This is a genomic window from Pseudomonas sp. FYR_2, from assembly GCF_043106425.1.
Taxonomy (GTDB): Bacteria; Pseudomonadota; Gammaproteobacteria; order Pseudomonadales; family Pseudomonadaceae; genus Aquipseudomonas; species Aquipseudomonas monteilii.
Genome location: NZ_JBICMM010000016.1, coordinates 144,435 through 164,562, shown reverse-complemented (window position 1 = coordinate 164,562; position 20,128 = coordinate 144,435). Strand labels below are relative to the sequence as shown.

17 protein-coding genes and 1 pseudogene are annotated in these 20,128 nt (G+C 61.8%); 13 read left to right on the top strand and 5 right to left on the bottom strand.

The window, feature by feature from the left end:
- Positions 1-17: 17 nt before the first annotated feature.
- Together ACF8R4_RS06740 and choX are read right to left on the bottom strand one after the other, a co-directional pair.
- Positions 18-902: a 3-keto-5-aminohexanoate cleavage protein gene (locus tag ACF8R4_RS06740; RefSeq protein WP_060499148.1), complete on the bottom strand. Its 885-nt coding sequence runs from the start codon at positions 900-902 to the stop codon at positions 18-20.
- 122 nt (positions 903-1,024) lie between these two features.
- Complete coding sequence (choX, locus tag ACF8R4_RS06735) at positions 1,025-1,969, bottom strand: choline ABC transporter substrate-binding protein (RefSeq protein ID WP_060499147.1); 945 nt, start codon at positions 1,967-1,969, stop codon at positions 1,025-1,027.
- Positions 1,970-2,116: 147 nt separating this feature from the next.
- Between choX and ACF8R4_RS06730 the strand changes: the two genes are divergently transcribed.
- Positions 2,117-3,061: a GlxA family transcriptional regulator gene (locus ACF8R4_RS06730; protein ID WP_104833588.1), complete on the top strand. Its 945-nt coding sequence runs from the start codon at positions 2,117-2,119 to the stop codon at positions 3,059-3,061.
- Positions 3,062-3,175: 114 nt separating this feature from the next.
- On the opposite strand, the gene ACF8R4_RS06725 is transcribed toward ACF8R4_RS06730, so the two are convergent.
- Positions 3,176-3,577 (bottom strand): lysozyme inhibitor LprI family protein, encoded by a 402-nt coding sequence (locus ACF8R4_RS06725; RefSeq protein ID WP_104833586.1) that lies wholly within the window; start codon positions 3,575-3,577, stop codon positions 3,176-3,178.
- A gap of 285 nt (positions 3,578-3,862) precedes the next feature.
- Between ACF8R4_RS06725 and ACF8R4_RS06720 the strand changes: the two genes are divergently transcribed.
- The 8 genes from ACF8R4_RS06720 to ACF8R4_RS06685 all read left to right on the top strand — a co-directional run bounded on the left by ACF8R4_RS06720 (position 3,863) and on the right by ACF8R4_RS06685 (position 13,522).
- Positions 3,863-4,840 (top strand): dipeptidase, encoded by a 978-nt coding sequence (locus ACF8R4_RS06720; RefSeq protein ID WP_003257506.1) that lies wholly within the window; start codon positions 3,863-3,865, stop codon positions 4,838-4,840.
- 76 nt (positions 4,841-4,916) lie between these two features.
- On the top strand, positions 4,917-5,447 hold the full coding sequence (locus ACF8R4_RS06715) for a DUF5943 domain-containing protein (protein ID WP_008091518.1): 531 nt from the start codon (positions 4,917-4,919) through the stop codon (positions 5,445-5,447).
- 15 nt (positions 5,448-5,462) lie between these two features.
- Entirely contained in the window at positions 5,463-7,523 is a 2,061-nt protein-coding gene (dgcA, locus tag ACF8R4_RS06710; protein ID WP_019096852.1) for a dimethylglycine demethylation protein DgcA, read from the top strand.
- Between the two features lie 184 nt (positions 7,524-7,707).
- The gene (gene dgcB, locus ACF8R4_RS06705; RefSeq protein ID WP_164524052.1) at positions 7,708-9,660 is read left to right on the top strand and encodes a dimethylglycine demethylation protein DgcB; all 1,953 of its coding nucleotides are present in this window, start codon (positions 7,708-7,710) and stop codon (positions 9,658-9,660) included.
- Positions 9,660-10,892, top strand: coding sequence for an electron transfer flavoprotein subunit alpha/FixB family protein (locus ACF8R4_RS06700; protein WP_060499143.1), 1,233 nt, complete (start codon positions 9,660-9,662; stop codon positions 10,890-10,892). Before dgcB ends, ACF8R4_RS06700 begins: the two co-directional genes overlap by 1 nt.
- A gap of 10 nt (positions 10,893-10,902) precedes the next feature.
- Positions 10,903-11,673 carry an electron transfer flavoprotein subunit beta gene (locus tag ACF8R4_RS06695; protein WP_003257512.1) on the top strand — a complete coding sequence of 257 codons (771 nt, stop codon included), beginning with the start codon at positions 10,903-10,905 and terminating at the stop codon, positions 11,671-11,673.
- 36 nt (positions 11,674-11,709) lie between these two features.
- On the top strand, positions 11,710-11,940 hold the full coding sequence (locus tag ACF8R4_RS06690) for a hypothetical protein (RefSeq protein ID WP_164524053.1): 231 nt from the start codon (positions 11,710-11,712) through the stop codon (positions 11,938-11,940).
- A 616-nt stretch (positions 11,941-12,556) separates the two neighbouring features.
- The gene (locus tag ACF8R4_RS06685; RefSeq protein WP_186723141.1) at positions 12,557-13,522 is read left to right on the top strand and encodes an RHS repeat-associated core domain-containing protein; all 966 of its coding nucleotides are present in this window, start codon (positions 12,557-12,559) and stop codon (positions 13,520-13,522) included.
- A 45-nt stretch (positions 13,523-13,567) separates the two neighbouring features.
- On the opposite strand, the gene gbcA is transcribed toward ACF8R4_RS06685, so the two are convergent.
- Complete coding sequence (gene gbcA, locus ACF8R4_RS06680; RefSeq protein WP_060499140.1) at positions 13,568-14,860, bottom strand: glycine-betaine demethylase subunit GbcA; 1,293 nt, start codon at positions 14,858-14,860, stop codon at positions 13,568-13,570.
- 307 nt (positions 14,861-15,167) lie between these two features.
- Here gbcA and gbcB point away from each other — a divergent pair, with 307 nt between their 5' ends.
- A complete protein-coding gene (gene gbcB / locus ACF8R4_RS06675) occupies positions 15,168-16,268 on the top strand; it encodes a glycine-betaine demethylase subunit GbcB (protein WP_060499139.1) in 1,101 nt (366 codons plus the stop codon).
- Positions 16,269-16,355: 87 nt separating this feature from the next.
- On the opposite strand, the gene ACF8R4_RS06670 is transcribed toward gbcB, so the two are convergent.
- A complete protein-coding gene (locus ACF8R4_RS06670; protein ID WP_104833584.1) occupies positions 16,356-17,981 on the bottom strand; it encodes a methyl-accepting chemotaxis protein in 1,626 nt (541 codons plus the stop codon).
- 277 nt (positions 17,982-18,258) lie between these two features.
- Here ACF8R4_RS06670 and ACF8R4_RS06665 point away from each other — a divergent pair, with 277 nt between their 5' ends.
- The 3 genes and pseudogenes from ACF8R4_RS06665 to mcpH all read left to right on the top strand — a co-directional run.
- Positions 18,259-18,483, top strand: a complete 225-nt coding sequence (locus ACF8R4_RS06665) for a hypothetical protein (protein WP_060499137.1) — start codon at positions 18,259-18,261, stop codon at positions 18,481-18,483.
- On the top strand, positions 18,480-18,782 hold the full coding sequence (locus ACF8R4_RS06660; RefSeq protein ID WP_060499136.1) for a cell division protein ZapA: 303 nt from the start codon (positions 18,480-18,482) through the stop codon (positions 18,780-18,782). Before ACF8R4_RS06665 ends, ACF8R4_RS06660 begins: the two co-directional genes overlap by 4 nt.
- A 179-nt stretch (positions 18,783-18,961) precedes the next feature.
- A pseudogene (gene mcpH / locus ACF8R4_RS06655) lies at positions 18,962-20,035 on the top strand (methyl-accepting chemotaxis protein McpH); the annotation flags it as partial.
- Between the last annotated feature and the right edge of the window lie 93 nt (positions 20,036-20,128).

Sequence of the window (20,128 nt, the reverse complement as noted above, 5' to 3'; positions counted from 1 at the left end):
GAATTCTCCTGATGGTTTCAGCGGCGCTTGAGGTTCATTTTTTCCCGGCCTTCGGCTGGGGTCAGTACACGGGCGCCAAGGCGCGAGATGATCTCCACGGCGCGTTCGACCAACTGGCCGTTGCTGGCCAGCACGCCACGGTCCAGGTAGAGGTTGTCCTCCAGGCCCACCCGCACGTTGCCGCCCAGCAGCACGGCCTGGGCCGCCATCGGCATTTGCATGCGGCCGATACCGAAGCCGGCCCAGGTGACGTTGGCTGGCAGGTTGTCGACCATGGCTTTCATGGTGGTGGTGTCGGCCGGGGCGCCCCACGGGATGCCCAGGCACAGCTGGAACAGCGGGTCGTCAAGCAGGCCTTCTTTCATCATTTGCTTGGCGAACCACAGGTGGCCGGTGTCGAAGATTTCCAGTTCGGCTTTCACGCCCAGTTCGGTGATGCGTTTGGCGCCAGCGCGCAGTTGCGCCGGGGTGGAAACGTAGATGGAGTTGCCGTCGCCGAAGTTGAGCGTGCCGCAGTCGAGGGTGCAAATTTCCGGTAGCAGGGCTTCGACGTGAGCCAGGCGTTCCAGTGGGCCGATCAGGTCGGTGCCTGGGCCGAACTCCAGCGGCGTTTCGCCGGGGCCGATTTCCAGGTCGCCACCCATGCCGGCGGTAAGGTTGACGATGATGTCCACGTCGGCTTCGCGGATGCGCTCCATGACTTCACGGTACAGCGCCACGTCGCGGCTGAAACGGCCGGTTTGCGGGTCGCGGACGTGGCAGTGGACGACGGTGGCGCCGGCTTTGGCAGCCTCTACGGCGGCTTCGGCGATCTGTTTGGGGGTGACCGGGACCAGGTGGCTTTTCGAGGCGGTGTCGCCAGCGCCGGTGAGGGCACAGGTGATGATGACGTCGTGGTTCATGGTGTGTTCCTTGTGGTGTCTGTGCTTGGCTTTTCGCGGGCATGCCCGCTCCCGCAGGATCAATGTGATCCTGAGTGTGGTGCTGTACCTGTGGGAGCGGGCGCGCCCGCGAAAGGGCCCAGTCAGTTGGCAGTGAGCTTGAGGTTGTCCGCAGCCGGCTTGCCATCGAAGGTGGTCACACCTTCCAGCCAGCGGGCCTTGTCCTCGGGGTGGTCTTTCAGCCACTGGCGGGCCGATTCCAGCGCGTCCTTGTGGTCGAGCAGCGGCTGCATCATGCGGCTCTCGTCCTCGGCGCTGAAGTTCAGGTTGGCCAGCAGGCGGTGGGCGTTGGGGCAGCGTTCGGCGTAGTCCGGCGCGGTCACCGTCCATACCGTTGCGCGGCCTTCGTCCGGGCCGAGCGCATCCTGGCTGTCGCCCAGGTAGGCCATGTCGATGTTCACGTTCATCGGGTGCGGCGCCCAGCCGAAGAACACCACGGCTTCCTGGCGGCGTACGGCGCGGTCGACGGCGGCGAGCATGCCGGCCTCGCTGGACTCGACCAGCTGGAACTTGCCCAGGTCGAACTGGTTCTTCGTGATCATCGCCTTGATCTGGGTGTTGGCGCCGGAGCCCGGTTCGATGCCATAGATCTTGCCGCCCAGCTCTTTCTCGAACTTGTGGATGTCGGCGAAGGTCTTCAAACCCTTGTCGTAGAGGTATTTCGGTACGGCCAGGGTGGCGCGTGCGTCTTCCAGGCTGGGTTTCTCCAGTACCTTGACCTGGTTGGCGTCGATGAACGGGGTGATGGTCTGGGTCATGATCGGGTTCCAGTAACCCAGGAACATGTCCAGGCGTTTGTCGCGGATGCCGGCGAAGATGATCTGCTGCGAGGCGCTGGTCTGTTTGGTCTGGTAGCCCAGGCCATCGAGCAGCACCTGGGCCATGGCGCTGGTGGCGATGACGTCGGTCCAGTTGACCACGCCCAGGCGGACGTTCTTGCAGGCCGCAGGTTCAGCGGCGTAAAGCGGGGAGGTGGCGATGCTGCTCAGGGCAAGGGTCAACAGGCTGCGGCGGATCAAGCTGTGCATGGTGGCTCTCCATCGGCAGTGCATATTGTTATGGGGTTCCGACCTCTCTGGGCCGTGTGAACACGCTACGCTGCTGGCAGGGTGAAAAATCGCACCCTGGCGACCAACAGTTGCACGGAGGCGACCACCTTTGCCGTGGAGCATGCAATGCCGCAAATCATTCATTTCCTGCTGTTACCCGGTTTTTCGGCCATGGGCTTCATCAGTGCCCTGGAGCCATTGCGGGTAGCCAACCGCTTCAAGGGGCCTTCGTATCGCTGGCAGGTGTTGAGCCTGGATGGTGGGGCGGTGCAGGCCAGCAACGGCATGTCGGTGAACGCCGATGCGGCGTTGGCGGCAGGGGAGCCAGCCGGCACTTTGCTGATTGTGGCTGGCTTCGACCCCCTGGCCTGCTATGGGCCGACACTGCAGCAGGCGCTAAGGCGCCTGGACCATGACGGGGTGATTCTGGGTGGCATCGATACCGGCGCCGTCGTATTGGCCGAGGCCGGCTTGCTCGACGGCCACCGCGCCACCGTGCATTGGGAGGCGCTGGAAGCGTTCAAGGAAAACTACCCAAGCTTGCAGGCGACCCAGGAGTTGTTCGAGATCGACCGTCGGCGCATCACCTGCGCGGGCGGCACTGCTTCGATCGACCTGATGCTCGACCTGATTGCCCAGGCCCACGGCAGTGAGCTGGCAGTGCAGGTGTCGGAGCAGTTCGTGCTCGGGCGTATCCGTCAGCGACAGGACCACCAGCGCATGCAGATCGCCAGTCGCTATGGCATCAGCAACAAGAAGCTGGTGAAGGTAATTGGGGAAATGGAGCGCAACACCGAACAGCCACTCAATACCCAGGTGCTGGCCGAGGCGGTGCAGGTGACCCGGCGGCAGCTGGAGCGGCTGTTTCGCGTACATCTGAACGACACGCCAAGCGGGTTCTATCTGCGGCTGCGGCTGGACAAGGCGCGGCAGTTGTTGCGCCAGACTGACATGAGCGTGCTTGAGGTGGGGGTGGCTTGCGGGTTCGAGTCGGCTTCCTACTTTACCCGCTGTTACCGGGCGCGCTATCAGCGTTGCCCGCGAGAAGACAGGTTGGCCAGGGCTGTATGAGTGTTGCCTGTACCGGCCTCTTCGCGGGCAAGCCCGCACACAGGATTACCTCAGGGCAGAAGAATGTGGGGTCCCTGTGGGAGCGGGCTTGCCCGCGAAGAGGCCGGTGCAGTCTTACTGCTGACCAATGCTCTGCAAATACTCCGACCGGTCATCACTGCGCTGCGCCACACAGGTATCCCAAGCTGCCTGGAACGCCTTGCTCCCTGGCTTCTCGGCATACGTCTCAACCTTGCAATCGGCATCACGCAACTGCGTCCACAGCTTCTCTGCTGCATCCATACGCCCCACCAGCGCGGTAGCCTGGTCGCCCTCATCGGCATACTGGTCGCGAATACGCTGGATCAAGTCATCGTATGCCGCTTTCAGCTCCCGCTCGGCAGTCTGCTTGTTGAACGCAGCGCACGCGTAGGTCTGCTGGTCGGTCTCGACGTTGTCGCACGGGGTGCTTTCTTCCTCGCCGGCCTGGGCGCCCGATACGACAGCCAGCAGTACCAGCCATGCCAATGATTTCATCCGTTTTCTCCTCAACAGGCTGACGAATCGCAGGGATTCTCGCTCAGCCGAAGGCAAGGCGGTAGCTCTCTGACGAAATGTTCATAAAACGGCCAGAAACGTCGTTATCGAGACTGCCTCTCATCGCCACGCCGCATGCCAGAGGGCGTGTTGTCGCGCATTGACGCTTTCGGCAAACCCCCTGTCGTTTTTGCATCGGGGCGTCACTGGGCACAGGCATATGCTGGCCCCAAAGCGCCGGCAGAAGGTTTGGCGCAGCCCAACTCAATAAAAGGGGACAGCCTGATGAGCCCAGCCGAACTTCACGCCGACAGCATCGTCATCGACGGCCTGATCATTGCCAAGTGGAACCGCGAGCTGTTCGAAGACATGCGCAAAGGCGGGCTGACTGCGGCCAACTGCACGGTGTCGGTCTGGGAAGGGTTCAAGGCAACCGTCGACAACATCGCCGCCAGCCAGAAGCTGATCCGCGACAACAGCGACCTGGTGATGCCGGTGCGCACCACCGCCGACATCCGCAAGGCCAAGGAACTGGGCAAGACCGGCATCCTCTTCGGTTTCCAGAATGCCCATGCGTTCGAAGACCAGATCGCCTACGTGGACGTGTTCAAGCAGCTGGGCGTGGGTATCGTGCAGATGTGCTACAACACCCAGAACCTGGTGGGTACCGGTTGCTACGAGCGTGACGGCGGCCTGTCGGGCTTCGGCCGCGAAATCGTGGCGGAAATGAACCGCGTCGGCATCATGTGCGACCTGTCCCACGTGGGTTCCAAAACCTCTGAAGAAGTCATCCTCGAATCGAAAAAGCCGGTGTGCTACTCCCACTGCCTGCCCTCGGGCCTGAAGGAGCACCCGCGCAACAAGTCGGACGAAGAGCTGAAGTTCATCGCCGACCACGGCGGCTTCGTTGGCGTGACCATGTTCGCGCCGTTCCTGGCCAAGGGCATCGACTCCACCATCGACGACTACGCCGAAGCCATCGAGTACACCATGAACATCGTGGGTGAAGACGCCATCGGTATCGGTACCGACTTCACCCAGGGCCACGGCCAGGACTTCTTCGAGTACCTGACCCACGACAAGGGCTACGCCCGTCGCCTGACCAACTTCGGCAAGATCATCAACCCGCTCGGCATCCGCACTGTCGGCGAGTTCCCCAACCTCACCGAAACCCTGCTCAAGCGCGGCCATTCCGAGCGCGTGGTACGCAAGATCATGGGCGAGAACTGGGTCAACGTCCTCAAGGACGTCTGGGGCGAGTAAGCCGCTCTCCAAGCCTGATAGCCCCTGCCAGCAACGCCGGGGCACCCACATAAAAATTTTATGGAGTTGAGTTTCCATGGCCAAGATCGCCCCGCAATTGCCAATCGAAGTCGACAGCGAGACCGGTGTCTGGACCAGCGACGCCCTGCCGATGCTGTACGTACCGCGCCATTTCTTCGTCAACAACCACATCGGCATCGAGGAAGTGCTGGGCGCCGACGCCTACGCCGAAATCCTCTACAAGGCCGGCTACAAGTCCGCCTGGCACTGGTGTGAAAAAGAAGCCGAATGCCATGGCCTGGAAGGCGTGGCGGTGTTCGAGCACTACATGAAGCGCCTGAGCCAGCGTGGCTGGGGCCTGTTCGAAATCCAGGACATCGATCTGGACAAAGGCACCTGCAGCGTCAAGCTTAAGCACTCTGCGTTCGTGTACGTCTATGGCAAGTGCGGCCGCAAGGTCGACTACATGTTCACCGGCTGGTTCGCCGGCGCCATGGACCAGATTCTCGCTGCCCGCGGCAGCAAGATCCGCACCGTGGCCGAGCAGGTCTACGGCGGGTCGGAAGAAGGCCACGAAGATGGCCTGTTCGTTACAAAGCCGTTGTAAGCCGGAGATAGCGTCATGGCATTCGAAGCAATGTTCCAGCCGATCCAGATCGGCAAACTGACCATCCGCAACCGCGTGCTCAGCACTGCGCACGCCGAGGTCTACGCCACTGACGGCGGCATGACGACCGACCGCTACGTGAAGTATTACGAAGAAAAGGCCAAGGGCGGTATCGGCCTGGCGATCTGCGGTGGTTCGTCCGTGGTGGCCATCGACAGCCCGCAAGAGTGGTGGGCTTCGGTCAACCTGTCGACCGACCGCATCATCCCGCACTTCCAGAACCTGGCCGACGCCATGCACAAGCATGGCGCCAAGATCATGATCCAGATTACCCACATGGGCCGTCGCTCGCGCTGGGACGGCTTCAACTGGCCGACCCTGATGTCGCCGTCGGGTATCCGTGAACCCGTGCACCGTGCCACCTGCAAAACCATCGAGGTGGAAGAGATCTGGCGGGTGATCGGCAACTACGCGCAAGCGGCACGTCGCGCCAAAGAAGGCGGCCTGGACGGCGTGGAACTGTCGGCGGTGCACCAGCACATGATCGACCAGTTCTGGAGTCCGCGTGTCAACAAGCGTACCGACGAGTGGGGTGGCACCTTCGAAGGCCGCATGAAGTTCGGCCTGGAAGTGCTCAAGGCCGTGCGTGCCGAGGTCGGTGACGACTTCTGCGTGGGCATGCGTATCTGCGGTGACGAGTTCCACCCCGATGGCCTCAGCCACGAAGACATGAAGCAGATCGCCGCGTACTACGACGCCACCGGCATGCTCGACTTCATCGGCGTGGTCGGCTCGGGTTGCGACACCCACAACACCCTGGCCAACGTTATCCCCAACATGAGCTACCCGCCGGAGCCGTTCCTGCACCTGGCGGCTGGCATCAAGGAAGTGGTCAAGGTCCCGGTGCTGCACGCGCAGAACATCAAGGACCCGAACCAGGCCACACGCATTCTTGAAGGCGGCTACGTGGACATGGTCGGCATGACCCGTGCGCACATGGCCGACCCGCACCTGATCGCCAAGATCAAGATGGGTCAGATCGACCAGATCAAGCAGTGCGTCGGTGCCAACTACTGCATCGACCGCCAGTACCAGGGCCTGGATGTGCTGTGCATCCAGAACGCCGCGACCTCCCGCGAATACATGGGCGTGCCGCACATCATCGAGAAAACCACCGGCGTGAAGCGCAAGGTGGTCGTGGTTGGCGCTGGCCCTGCCGGTATGGAAGCTGCCCGGGTCGCGGCCGAACGTGGCCACGACGTGACCCTGTTCGAGAAGAAGGACCAGATTGGCGGGCAGATCACCATCGCCGCCAAGGCACCGCAGCGTGACCAGATTGCCGGTATCACCCGCTGGTACCAGCTGGAGCTGGCCCGCCTGAAAGTCGACCTGCGCCTGGGCACCGCGGCGGACGTGGCCACCATCCAGGACCTGCGCCCGGACGTGATCGTGCTGGCAGTGGGCGGCCATTCGTTCCTGGAGCAGAACGAACACTGGGGCGCTGCCGAAGGGCTGGTGGTCAGCAGCTGGGACGTGCTCGACGGCAAGGTTGCGCCGGGCAAGAACGTGCTGGTGTACGACACCATCTGCGAATTCACCGGCATGTCGGTGGCCGACTTCATCGCTGACAAGGGCAGCCAGGTGGAAATCGTCACTGACGACATCAAGCCGGGCGTGGCCATGGGCGGTACTACGTTCCCGACCTACTACCGCAGCATGTACCCCAAAGAAGTGATCATGACCGGCGACATGATGCTGGAAAAGGTCTACCGCGAAGGCGACAAGCTGGTGGCGGTGCTGGAGAACGAATACACCGGCGCCAAGGAAGAACGCGTGGTCGACCAGGTGGTAGTGGAAAACGGCGTGCGCCCTGACGAGCAGCTGTATTACGCCCTGAAGGAAGGTTCGCGCAACAAAGGCCAGATCGACGTGGAGGCGCTGTTCGCCATCAAGCCACAGCCGATTCTCAGCCAGCCGGGCGAAGGCTACCTGCTGTATCGCATCGGCGACTGCGTGGCCCAGCGCAATGTGCACGCGGCGATCTACGACGCCTTGCGCCTGTGCAAGGACTTCTGATCGCACCGCCTCTCTAGAGGCGGGACTGGCCCCCCTGTAGGAGCGAGCGTAGCTCGCGATGGCGTCAGCCTTGGCACCCGGGTTGTCTGATCGGGCGCTATCGCGAGCTTCGCTCGCTCCTACAGGGGTCCGCGCCGGCCTTTGGGGCGGCGCAAGAATTCAGCTGTTGTTGTGGGAGCCTCCCATGTTGAACACCCTTCTACCCATCCTGCTGTTCGCTGCCCTTGGCCTGGCAGTGCTCGGCGCCCTGCGCCGGGTGCGCATGTGGCGGCGTGGCCGGCCAAGCAAGGTCAACCTGATCGGCGGCCTGCTGGCCATGCCGCGCCGCTACCTGGTGGACTTGCACCACGTGGTCGAGCGCGACAAGTACATGTCCAAGACCCACGTGGCCACCGCAGGCGGCTTCGTACTGTCGGCCGTGCTGGCTATTGTGGTGCACGGTTTTGGCCTGCAAAGCAAAATCCTCGGCTACGCGTTGCTGGTGGCCACGGTGATCATGTTCAGTGGCGCCATCTTTGTCTTCAAGCGCCGCCTCAACCCGCCTTCGCGCCTGTCCAAAGGCCCGTGGATGCGTCTGCCGAAGAGCCTGATGGCGTTCGCCGTGAGCTTCTTCATCGCCACCTTGCCGGTCGCTGGCATCCTGCCTGCCAACACCGGTGGCTGGGTGATGGTCGGCATCCTTGGCCTGGGCGTGCTGTGGGGCGTATCGGAGCTGTTCTTCGGCATGACCTGGGGCGGCCCGATGAAACACGCCTTCGCCGGTGCCCTGCACCTGGCCTGGCACCGCCGCGCCGAGCGTTTCGGGGGAGGCCGTTCCACCGGCCTCAAGCCGCTGGACTTGGAAGACCCGAACGCGCCGCTGGGCGTTGAAAAACCGGCGGACTTCACCTGGAACCAGCTGCTGGGCTTCGACGCCTGCGTGCAGTGCGGTAAATGTGAAACCATGTGTCCGGCCTTTGCCGCCGGCCAGCCGCTGAACCCGAAAAAACTCATCCAGGACATGGTCATCGGCCTGGCCGGTGGCACCGACGCCCAGTTCGCCGGCAGCCCGTACCCGGGCAAGCCGATTGGCGAACACGGCGGCCACCCGCACCAGCCGATCGTCAATGGCCTGGTCGATGCCGAAACGCTGTGGTCTTGCACCACTTGCCGTGCCTGCGTCGAGGAATGCCCGATGATGATCGAGCACGTCGATGCCATCGTCGACATGCGCCGCCACCTCACCCTGGAAAAAGGCGCTACCCCGAACAAGGGCGCCGAGGTGCTGGACAACCTGATTGCCACCGACAACCCTGGCGGCTTCGCCCCTGGCGGGCGCATGAACTGGGCGGCCGACCTCAACCTGAAGCTGTTGTCCGAGGTGAAAACCACCGAAGTGCTGTTCTGGGTCGGTGATGGTGCCTTCGACATGCGCAACCAGCGCACCCTGCGTTCGTTTGTCAAAGTGCTCAAGGCTTCGGGCGTGGACTTTGCCGTGCTCGGCCTGGAAGAACGTGACAGCGGCGACGTCGCCCGCCGTCTGGGCGATGAAGCGACCTTCCAGCAACTGGCCAAACGCAATATCCAGACCCTGGCCAAGTACAAGTTCCAGCGCATCGTCACCTGCGACCCGCACAGCTTCCATGTGCTGAAGAACGAATACGGTGCATTGGGCGGCGAGTACCAGGTGCAGCACCACAGCACCTACATCGCCGAACTGATCGCGGCCAACAAGCTCAACCTTGGCCAGCACAAGGGTGGCAGCGTCACCTACCACGACCCGTGCTACCTGGGTCGTTACAACGGCGAGTACGAAGCCCCGCGTGAAGTGCTCAAGGCGTTGGGTATCGAAGTGCGCGAGATGCAACGTTCGGGCTTCCGTTCCCGTTGCTGCGGCGGCGGTGGCGGTGCGCCGATCACCGATATCCCGGGCAAGCAGCGCATCCCCGACATGCGCATGGACGACATCCGCGAAACCGAGGCCGAGCTGGTGGCTGTGGGTTGCCCGCAGTGCACCGCCATGCTCGAAGGTGTGGTCGAACCGCGCCCACAGATCAAGGACCTGGCCGAGCTGGTGGCCGACGTGCTGATCGAAGAGGACGCACCCTCTGCCCCAAAGCCGCAAGCGGCCAAACGTGAACCTGCGGAGGTGCACTGATGAGCGACATTATCCGCCGCGACCCACGCGCCGAGTGGATCGCCCGTAACCGCCTGCACCCGCTGCACGCGGCCATGCAAACACAACAGACCAGCTGGATGGGGCCCAACGGCCTCATCCGCAAGAACCCCCATGCGATTACCGCAGGTTTTATCGGCCCGGCCGGCATCAAGCGCATCGACCGCAGCGGCGCCCAGCAGGGCACCGGTGTGGGCGGGCGGCGCACGGCGGCAGCCGAGGTCAAATTGCCGCTGCACCAGGTGCCGGCGCCGGCGTTCTACATTGCCGTGGTGCCCGACATGGTCGGTGGCCGCCTCAGCAGCCACGACCGCGACCTGCTTGGTCTGGCCCACAGCCTGGCTGGCAGCGATGGTGCGGTGTTGGCGGTGGTGTTCAACGAACACAAGGAAAGCAACTTTTCCACAGCCGGCGTCGACCGCCTGCTGGTCATCGAAGGCGAAGCATTCGAGGGTTATGCACCGGAGCAACTGGTGCAGGGCTTGCGGGCTGTGGATAACCAGTTCACCCCGCGCCACTGGCTGCTGCCCGACAGCCGCGCCGGTGGCGGGGAGCTGGGCCGGCGCCTGGGCGCGGCACTGGGCGAACGCCCGGCGACGCGGGTGTGGCAGGTCAAGGATGGCCAGTGCATCGGCCGTGCCGGTGCCGGCCAGCAAGACCTGCAGCGCGCCGTGCCACGCTTGATCCTGGCCGCAGCCGAATGCGCCGAGCCGGTCAGCGAAACCCGTCACGAAGCGCTGCCGGTGGAGTTGTCCACAAGCGTGGCGCGCAGCCTCTCGCGCATTGAAGACCTCGGCTCGGTGGCCGTGGACCCGGCCACCATTGCCATGGCCGAAGCCGAATTCATCGTCTCGGGCGGCAACGGGGTCAAGGACTGGGACCTGTACCACAAGGCTACCGCGGCCCTTGGCGCCACCGAAGGCGCCTCGCGGGTGGCGGTGGACGACGGCTTCATGCCGCGCAACCGCCAGGTGGGTGCTACCGGTACCTGGGTGACCGCGCGGGTTTATGTGGCTGTGGGTATCTCGGGCGCGATCCAGCACCTGCAGGGCATTGGCGCCTGCGACAAGGTGGTGGCGATCAACATGGACCCTGGCTGCGACATGATCAAACGGGCCGACCTGTCGGTGATTGGCGACAGCTCGGCGATTCTCAAGGCACTGATCGAGGCTGTGGACAACTTCCGCAGCGGCGGCCAGCGCGACGCGGCATAAGGGCACGAGCATGAGTACGAAAGTGATCAGCCTGGTTTCCATCGGTGCCCACCCAAGCTCCGGCCGCGCCCGCCGCGCCGAGCAGGATGCCCGTGCTGTGGAACTGGGGTTGCAGCTGGCTGGGGATAACTTGCAAGTGGTGCATGCCGGCGACCCGCGCGAAGAGGCACTGCGCGCTTATCTGGGCATGGGCCTGGACCACCTGGACGTGCTGGAGCAACCGGCTGGCGCCGATGTGCTGGGCGTGCTCGGGGATTACCTGCGCGACGCTGGGGCGCAGCTGGTGCTGACCGGCAGCCAGGCAGAGACGGGTGAGGGGTCGGGTATGTTGCCCTTCCTGCTGGCAGAAAAGCTCGGCTGGCCATTGATTGTGGGGTTGGCCGAGGTGGAGTCGATCGACAATGGCACCGCCCAGGTGCTGCAAGCGTTGCCACGTGGTCAGCGGCGCCGGCTGAAAGTGCGCCTGCCGTTGTTAGCCACTGTGGACAACGCAGCGCCCAAGCCGCGCCAGAGTGCCTTCGGGCCGGCGCGCCGGGGTGTGCTAGCGGCACGCAACGTGGCCATCGTCGAAGACGAACTGCTGGCTGAAGCCGAACTGCAACCGGCGCGCCCGCGGCCCAAGCGGCTGAAGGTGATCAAGGCCAAGAGTGGTGCCGACCGGATGAAGGCCGCGACGGCCAAGGCCAGTGGCGGCGGCGGCAAGGTGCTGAAGGATGTTTCGCCACAGGAAGGTGCCGAGGCCATTCTCAAGCTGTTGGTGGAAGAGGGCGTACTTCGCTGAAGTTGAAGGGATGTAGGTCACCCTGTGGGAGCGGGTTTGCCCGCGAAGAACCTGACGCAGTGTATGGCACCGGCTTGGCCGGTGTTCGCGGGCAAGCCCGCTCCCACAGGGATTGCGCAAACCTTCACCCATTTTTGTCTGACCAATCGCTATCGCTTCACCACATTGAACGCCCAACAGCCCAGCGCCTCGCTCACAGGATCGAATAACACCCGCTCCCCCTTCGACAACACCACATTTACTGCGGCGCAGCGCAAAATCAGGTAATCCCTACGCTGCCCTTTGCTGCTGATCACCCCAATCCCCCGCTTTTCATCGAATCACTTCACAGTGCCCTCCTGGCGGCTGTGCATAAGTCACTCCTGAGTAATGCCAAAGGAGTGGCTACTACCCAATCACCTCACTGGATTTGGCGGAACTGGCAGAAATACCAGGTACGCGTTTGTTTTGCCCACGGAATCTGTTCGTCAAGGTGTGGATAAAGTGTTGGCGCATGGCTGGGGGCCATGTAATACGGGCTGTGCAAGGTTTTGGTTGAAAAATGATCACCCTCCAATTTGGATGGTGGGAGCAGCAGGCTCCTTACCTAGATAAATTTGCCCACATCCGTTGTTAGTCGGTCTGTGGATAATATGTTTGTCCTTCGCTGAAAGCTTTGAATTTTCTGACGTGGATGAAATTGAGCATTTTTTGATCAGGTATCCTCAAAGTCTCTGTAACACTTGGAATTTCAAGCTTCAGGGGACTTTTCCACAGCCTGCTTCGATTCGGACTGTTCTTTCCCACATTCTTTGTTGGTGTCTCTGTGGACAAAGTGTTCGTATTGATCGCTAGGCCTCTACCCATGGGGCTTCCAGTATTTTGATCAAAAAATCGACAACCCATGGACACAAACAACCAGTCTATTGTGCAGCCCTTTTTTAACGGGCCTTTGGATTGGCCTGTGGACAAAATACTCTTTGTCACCTGTCATTTTTGCCAGTTTCTAATCGGTGTCAGGGCTACTAGCGTTCCATCAATGGTTTTGGAGGGCTACGTCATGAGTTTTGCACGCTTGTTAGCAACTGATCTGCAGCGTTCTGTCCTCATGGATTCGGTCGATACCGGGAGGGCATACACAGCCTATGGGGAGGCTGCCATCCAGGGTGGTCCGATGAGTGCTTTCTGCGGTGAGCCGAGAGATAGCCTGACGGGTTGTTACCACCTAGGGAATGGCCATCGTCAGTTCAATCCTGGGATCATGCGCTTTCACGGGGCAGATGCATTGAGCCCGTTCGGTGAGGGCGGCCTCAATGCGTACAACTACTGTGGTGCCGATCCGGTGAACCATGTTGATCCCAGTGGCAAAGTGCCGATACCGCTGGTGCAACGCGCACTGACTACGGCGCTACATGTTGTCTCGCCTACGGCGCTCATGATTGGTCCAACGCCGAAAGGGGGGCTTGCGGTTAATGCCACCCGGCTAGCATTGCTCGGGTCTACCACCACTGTAGTGGGGGCTGGGCTTGGTTTTGCCGGGGTCACGGTAGCCCCTTATGTTTCTGCAGCTGGAACCACCCTGCTGCTTGCGGGTGGGGGGACTCGCGTGGTCAAGGCACTCTGGGACAATCGATCGGCGATCTGGCAGGGCGTCAATAAAAACGTTAGCTCGAATCTTAGAACGATTTTCAAGGGACGAGTCGAGAAGAAAAAGGACAAGAAAACGCCACCAAACAGCCCCGAAAAAAAACCGAAGGTGTCGGTTTATTCGGTCGAGAATGAAGTCGCCAGGAAGGATTCCACCTCGAAGGGTTCACCTAATATATTTTCATCTACGGATGAGGTAGTGAATATTCGGGGCGGAATGTGAGAATAACCAAGCCTGTGAGTTACCCACAGGCTTGGTTGGCGCACATTATTGTGCCTGCACTTCCTTAAGATACGCCGCAGGCTCCGCCCCAAGATTATTCAGCATCCGCCCGCTGTACCAGTCAATGAAGTTCACCACACCAAACTCGTAAGTCTTCGAGTAAGGCCCAGGCTGATACGCTGTGGAGTTGATCCCACGCTGGTTCTCTTCCGCCAGACGGCGGTCCTGGTCGTTGGTGGCGTCCCACACCTTGCGCATACGCTCCGGGTCGTAGTCCACGCCTTCCACGGCGTCCTTGTGCACCAGCCACTTGGTGGTGACCATGGTCTCTTGAGCGCTGATCGGCCACACGGTGAACACGATCATGTGGTCGCCCATGCAGTGGTTCCACGAGTGCGGCAGGTGCAGGATGCGCATCGAGCCCAGGTCCGGGTTCTTGATGCGACCCATCAGCTTCTGGCAGGCCTGCTTGCCATCCATGGTCATCGATACCGTGCCCTTGAGCAGCGGCATGCGCACGATGCGGTTACGCAGGCCGTGGCTCTTGTGCAGGTACGGAATTTTCTCGGCTTCCCACGCAGCTGCCGAGGCGGCCACGTGGTCCTTGAATTCCTGGCTGGCGCGCGGGTCGTTGGTGTCGTCCCACTCCAGCAGGGTTTGCAGCAGCTCCGGGTGCGAACCGCTGCAGTGGTAGCACTCGCGGTTGTTTTCCAGCACCAGCTTCCAGTTGGCCTTTTCCATCAAGGTGGTTTGCACCGCCACCTTGGTGTTCTCCATGTCGTACGGTTCCATGTAGTGTTCCAGGGTGGCCAGGAACTCGTCGATGGCAGGCGGGTTTTCCGCCAGGCTGATGAAGATGTAGCCGCCGGCCACCTTCACGCTCACCGGCTTTAGGCCGTACTGCTTCATGTCGAAGTCGGCGCCCATTTCGGTGCCGGCGAACAGCAGGCGGCCGTCCAGCTCGTAGGTCCACTGGTGGTAATGGCACACCAGCTTGGCCACTTTGCCCTTGTCGCTGACGCACAAACGCGAACCGCGGTGGCGGCAGACGTTGTGGAAAGCGTGCACTTTACCTTCGGCGCCACGCACCACCAGGATCGGGTTGTTGCCGATCTGCAGGGTGATGTAGTTGCCTTTCGCCGGAATTTCGCAAGTCATGCCGGCGATCAGCCATTCTTTCTGGAAGATCTCCTGCATGTCGATCTGGAACAGACGCTCGTCGGTGTAGAAAGGCTGGGGCAGCGAGTAGGTGCGCTCGCGGGTCTGCAGCATCTCGGCGGTGGCCTTGCGTGCAGGTTCCAGTGGATCGCCCAGGCTCAGGGTTGCGGTGACGTCCATCGTGTATTCCTCGGGGCCGTGTGCGGCCGGCAAAAGGTGGCTAATCGTTGTTGTTGCCGCAAGGCTGCTCTCACGGCTCTTTGTTTCAACAGCAGGCTAGTTGTTTTGCCGTGGAGTGTGCGTCCGAAGCCGCCGCGAACCGTATCCATGGGCGACATGGCCGATGTGAATAACGACGCCCCAGCCCTTGTAGCGCGGGGCTGGTCGCGATAAGCACGCCGATGTCGCTGGCAGGAATGTGCATCGCCCTCGGCTTGCGCATTATCCAAGCCATAAAAAGCCCAATAGTCGGCTGCTGGAGATGAACATGTCCGATACCTTCCTCAATCCGGTCACCACCCAGACCTGGGCCAACGGCCGCCACATCGTGCGCTGCGTCAAGGTCATCCAGGAGACCTGGGACGTGCGCACTTTCTGCTTCATGGCCGATCAGCCGATCATGTTCTTCTTTAAACCCGGGCAGTTCGTCACCCTGGAGCTGGAGATCGAAGGCAAGCCGGTGATGCGTTCCTACACCATCTCCAGTTCACCGTCGGTGCCCTACAGCTTTTCGATCACCGTCAAGCGTGTGCCGGGCGGCCTGGTGTCCAATTTCCTGCACGACACCATGCACGAAGGCGCCGAGCTGCCGGTGCATGGCCCGGTGGGGCTGTTCAACGCCATCGATTTTCCTGCAGGCAAGGTGTTGTACCTGTCGGGCGGCGTGGGCATTACCCCAGTCATGTCGATGGCACGTTGGTTCTACGACACCAACGCCAACGTCGACATGGTATTCGTGCACAGTGCCCGCTCGCCGAAGGACATCATCTACCACCGCGAGCTGGAACAGATGGCGTCGCGAATCCCCAACTTCAGCCTGCACATCATTTGCGAGAAGCATGGCCTGGGCGAGCCGTGGGCGGGGTATCGCGGTTACCTGAACCAGCGCCTGATGGAGCTGATTGCCCCGGACTACATGGACCGTGTGGTGTTCTGCTGCGGCCCGACGCCCTACATGACGGCGGTCAAGCGCATGCTCGAAGCGGTCGGCTTCGACATGAAGAACTACCACGAGGAGTCGTTCGGCGCGACACCGGCCGAGGCCAAGGCCGATGCAGTGGAGCACGCCGAGCAGGCGGCCGATGCACCGGAGCTGGATGTTTCCGACCTCAATCTGGTGGAGTTCATCGGCAGCGAGAAAAGCATCCGCGTCGCCCCGGGCGAGACCGTGCATGCGGCGGCGGCCAAGGTTGGCTTGATGATCCCGAAAGCCTGCGGCATGGGCATTTGCGGCACCTGCAAGGTGCTCAAGCTGGGTGGTGAGGTGGCGATGGAGCACAACGGCGGCATTACCGAAGAGGATGAAGCCGAGGGGTATATCCTGTCGTGCTGCAGCGTGCCGAAAGGGGATGTGCGGATCGACTATTGAGCTCAAGCTTCAAGCTTCAAGAAAAAGCAGGCCTGTGCGCGGCCTGCTTTTTCTTATGGCTTATAGCTTGAAGCTTGTAGCTGCTTTTCAGGTGCGGAAACGGGCTACCAGGCCATTGAGGTCCACGGCCAACCGCGACAATTCGGCACTCGCCGCACTGGTCTGATGTGCCCCGGTTGCACTCTGCACCGACAGGTCATTGATGTTCACCAGGTTGCGGTCCACTTCCCGCGCCACCTGCGCCTGTTCTTCCGCCGCGCTGGCAATCACCAGGTTGCGCTCGTTGATCTGCGCCACCGCCCCGGCAATGGTATCCAGCGCCATGCCCGCACCACGGGCGATGTTCAGGGTGGATTCGGCGCGTTCGGTGCTGGTGCGCATCGACTCCACCGCTTCTTCCGTACCGCCCTGGATGCTGCCGATCATGCGCTCGATTTCGCTGGTCGACTGCTGGGTACGGTGGGCCAGCGCACGCACTTCATCTGCCACAACGGCAAAACCACGGCCCGCCTCACCGGCTCGCGCTGCTTCGATGGCAGCGTTCAGCGCCAGCAGGTTGGTCTGATCTGCCAGGCCACGGATCACGTCGAGTACCTTGCCGATGTCACGCGACTGTTCGGCCAGGTGGGTAATCAGTTTGGCAGTGGCTTGCACATCACCGCTCATGCGCTCGATGGCACCCACGGTTTCCATCACCAGGTCACGACCGTCGCCGGTGGAGCGGCTGGCTTCACTGGACGCTTCAGAAGTGCTGACGGCATTGCGCGCCACTTCTTCGACAGCGCTGGTCATTTCAGTAACGGCTGTGGCGGCCTGTTCAATCTCGTTGTTCTGCTGTTGCAAGCCACGGGCACTTTCGTCGGTGACGGCATTCAGCTCTTCGGCTGCTGAGGCCAGCTGCGTGGCCGAGCCGGCAATCTGCTGCAGGGTGTCGCGCAGTTTGTCCTGCATGCGGGCCATGGCGCGCAGCAGCCGGGCGGCTTCGTCGGTGCCTTCGGCGCGGATGATGTGGGTCAGGTCACCGTCGGCGACCTGCTCGGCGCTCTTGAGCGCTTCCTCGATCGGTTTGACGATGCTGCGAGTCAGCAGGAAGGCGCAGGCGAAGGTCAGCACGGTTGCGGCTACCAGCAGGCCGATCACCAGGGCAAAAGCCGCCGCGTACTGGTTGGCAGCCTTCTCGTTGGTGGCGCGGGTCTGGTCGGTGTTGATGCGCACCAGGGTGTCCATGACCTTGTTGATCTGCTCGGAGTTGGCCAGCAGATCGCGGTTCAGCAGGTCGCGCAGTTCGTCCAGGCGGTCGGCCTGGCTCAGGGTGCGCATGCGCGACTCCAGCTGGCGGTACTGGTTGAGCAACTGGCCATACTGGTCGAACGCGGCCTGTTCGTCGGCGGCGCCGATCATCGGCAGGTAGGCCTGGCGTGCGCGGTCGATCTGGCTGTTGCGCTGGTCCAGCAGGTTGAGGGTGTCGCGCTGGGTGTCCGGCTCGCGGTTGAGCAGCAGGCGGTAGGAGAGGGTGCGCATGCGCAGGTTCAGCGCGGTGAGCTCGTCGAGGATCTTGATGCTGGGCACGCTGACCTGCTCGATAGCCACGCCGGCCTGGCGGATGTTGCCCATCTGTATCAGCGAGAAGACACCAAGGCCAAGCATCAGCAGGCCGATCAGCGCGAAGCCCAGCAGCGCGCGCGGGGCAATGTTCATGTTGCGTAGAGACATGGAGAGGAGGGTCCAGGCAAGGGGAAGTAAGGTGCGCAGAGTGCGACAAAACATGACTTGCCGGGCTATCGGTCGTGACTGGCCAGTCTTGAGTGCGACCGGTGAAAATTGTGAGGGGGCTAACCTTTTCCTGACCGGCGGTTGACGCAGGTCGGAACAAGGGGGCCGTTACCCTGTCAATCTGCGGGTTCGACACCTTATGAATCTGATATTTAATGGCGATGGGCGGCACTTTTCTTTATCGTGTGCGCCCCTCGCAACAACCTGAGATAGACCCATGCTGGAAGCTTCCCTGAATCAAATCGAGCAACTGGTCAGCGACCTGATGCAGAAAAACGCTCAACTCACCGAGCAGAACGCTACCCTCGGCACGCAATTGGCGCAGGCCAAGGAAGAGAACGAAACCCTGCAACTGTCGCTGATGGAGCAGGAAGAGAAAAACGGCAGCACCGCCGCCCGCCTGCAGGCCCTGGTTGAGCGCGCCAGCGCTGTCGGCGCATGAGATTGCACGAGCAGCCGGTCAATGTCGTGTCGATTCTCGGCATCGACTATTCGATCAAGGCGCCAGAGGGCCAGGAAGAAACCCTGGCTCAGGCGGTGCGGATGCTCAACACCGCCCTGAACGAGACCAAGCGTCAGTATCCGACCCTGATCGGTGACAAACTGCTGGTGCTGGCTGCCCTTAACCTGTGCTCCAGGCAGGTTGAACTGCAGAAAGAACACCAGCAAACCCTGGCACGTACCCAGGCGCAGATCGACGCCACGGTGGACGCCATCGTGCGGACCATTGCCGAGCAATAAAGCCTTGCACCGCCCCCTGTGGGAGCGGGTTCACCCGCGAATGCGATGCTGAATGCATTGACGCATTCGCGGGCAAGCCCGCTCCCACAGGGAACATCTGATTGCTTCAGATCACTGGATTAACTGGATACGCAAGTGTATACACTTCTCGCAAAACAATAATGTGCGGGGAGTAGGGCATGCGTATCTGGCGTAAAAGCATCCAGTGGCAGTTGATCACCAGCATGGGCGCCGCCCTGCTGGCCAGCATCCTGGTGGTGGTCATCATTTTCACCGTGGCGCTCAATCGCCTCACCGATCGCTACCTGGTCGACACTGCGCTGCCAGCCAGCATCGAAGCCATCCGCAACGACATCGAGCGCATGCTCGGCCAGCCGCTGGTAGCTGCTGCAGACATTGCCGGCAACACCCTGCTGCGCGACTGGCTGGCTGCTGGCGAAGACCCCGCCCAGGCCCCGCAATTCATCGAATACCTGGCCGCCGCCAAGCAGCGCAACAAGGCTTTCACCACCCTGTTTGCCTCGACCGAAACCGGCCACTATTACAACGAGAATGGCCTGGACCGCACCCTCAGCCGCAGCAACCCCAATGACAAGTGGTTTTACGGCTACATCGACAGCGGCGCCGAGCGGTTCATCAACATCGACATCGATGGTGCCACTGGGGAACTGGCGTTGTTCATCGACTACCGCGTGGAAAAGCACGGCCAACTGGTGGGCGTGGCCGGCATGGGCCTGCGCATGACCGAGCTGTCGAAGCTGATTCACGACTTCAGTTTCGGCGAACACGGCAAAGTATTTCTGGTGCGTAACGATGGCTTGATCCAGGTGCATCCGGACGCTGCCTTCAGTGGCAAGCGCCAACTTGCCGAGCAGCTTGGCGCGGACGCAGCCAAGGGTGTCATGACGGGAAGCGAAGGCCTGCGCAGCAGCCGCTTCAGCCGTGACGGCGAACGCTACCTGGCGCTTGGTTTGCCCCTGCGCGATCTCAACTGGACCCTGGTGGCCGAAGTGCCAGAGTCGGAAATCTACGCGCAAATGCACCAGGCCGTCTGGCTGACCAGTCTGATCGGTGGTGCTGTAGCGTTGGTGTCGCTGCTGTTGGTGGTGCTACTGGCGCGTGGTCTGGTGCGGCCGATCCGCCGCGTTACCGCGGCACTGGTGCAAATCGGCAGCGGCGGGGGCGACCTCAGCCATCGTCTGGATGGCACGCGCCAGGACGAACTGGGTGACCTGGCCCGTGGCTTCAATCGCTTCCTCGACAGCCAGCGCAGCCTGATTGGTGAGGTGTTGCAGACGTCCGAACGGCTGCACAGGGCGGTTGAGCAGGTGACCCAGGTGGTGGAC